Annotated in this window: 1 protein-coding gene and 1 pseudogene; both read left to right on the forward strand. The window is 76.2% G+C overall.

The window, feature by feature from the left end; translation table 11 throughout:
- Positions 1–159 precede the first annotated feature (159 nt).
- Complete coding sequence (locus tag ABZ896_RS35890) at positions 160–840, forward strand: hypothetical protein (RefSeq protein WP_360938479.1); 681 nt, start codon at positions 160–162, stop codon at positions 838–840.
- Positions 840–1,372 (forward strand): annotated as a pseudogene (locus ABZ896_RS35895) (hypothetical protein); the annotation flags it as partial. The gene ABZ896_RS35890 and the pseudogene ABZ896_RS35895, both read left to right, overlap by 1 nt.

Below are 1,372 nucleotides of genomic sequence, written 5' to 3' on the forward strand. Positions count from 1 at the left end.
CCACCCGGCGGAAGCAGGAGCCGGCGCGGCGAGCAGCCACCCGGCGGAAGCAGGAGCCGGCGCGGCGAGCAGCCACCCGGCGGAAGCAGGAGCCGAGGCAGCGAGGAGCCATCCGGCGGAAGCAGGAGCCGAGGCAGCGAGGAGTCGGCCGGCGGAGGCGTGAGCCAAGGCCGCGACGGGCCGCCCGTGCATCTGGGGCTGACCGCGCACCCCGTGCCGCCGCGGCCGGAGGTCGGCCGTGGTGCGTCGACCGCCACGCTTCCCGCGCCGTTGGACCGTACGCTCTTCGAGCGGCTCTTCGTGGTGGTGCACTCCTCGGCGCGGCGGGAGGAGTTGCCCACCGTGCCGGAGCTCGTCGTCCGTGAGGTCGGCCGCAGTTGCTCTCCTCTCGGTCTGTACGACGAGAGCCTGCGCGTCGCCGTCGTCCTCGGTGGGCGGCTCGCGGTCGGCCTCGATCCGCTCGGCACCGGCGACCCCGCGGTGGGACGCACCGCGGCCCACCGGGCCGTCAACAGCCGCTGGCGCAGGGAGGCTTCGGTGCTGCGCGCCCGCAGGATGACCGTCTCACCCCACCCCGACCCGGACGGCGGCACCCTGGAGACCCTGGCCCAGGACCTCCGCACCCCCTGGGCGGCCTACATGCGGCGCCTGTGGGTCCGGCTGCACGGCCGGGACGTACGCGACGCACCGCTGCCGGACCTCGCGTCGGCCTGGACGCTCCTCGACGGAGTCGCCCGCTCGGTGATGATGGACCACCGCGCCAGGGTCCGCTCGGCGTTGCGCGCACTGTCGGTCGCCCCGCCGACCGCCGTGGAACCGGCCGAACCGAGGAGCGCGTGATGGCGGGGCCCGGGCACGAGGTCCGGGTCGCGCGGAGCGAGGACGGCACGATCCGGGTCGGGTCCTACGACGAAGTCGGCGCCGTAGCACGGGAGTTCACCTGGTCCGTGCTCGACGTCGCCGGGGCGGTGCTGGCCTGGCCGGTCCTCGGGGAGCCGGGGCCGCCGGTGGCGGAGATCCACGACGAGGGGCGGGCCCAGCAGTGGCTGTGGGCGGTCTACGGCGAGCCGGTCGCCGCCGCCGTGCACACCGCCGGCACGGACGTGACCGTACGGACGGAGCCGTCCGCTCTCGCGGGCGCCGCCGCCCGGCTGGGCCTCGCGCACTGGGCGTCCCGGTGGTGGCCGGCCTCCCACCCGGACGGCATCCCGGCGCTCCGACCGGACGTGCTGGCACTGGAGTCGGCCGCGCTCACCCACCGGTGCCAGCAGCTGTTCGACGACGCCGGAGACCAACCCGACGACTGCGCGGCCGAGTTGATCGAGGAGCACTCGGCGGCCCTCGCCCCGCTGCTCCGGTGGTGGCACACGGC

Source organism: Streptomyces sp. NPDC047072, assembly GCF_040643855.1.
Classification (GTDB): Bacteria; Actinomycetota; Actinomycetes; order Streptomycetales; family Streptomycetaceae; genus Streptomyces.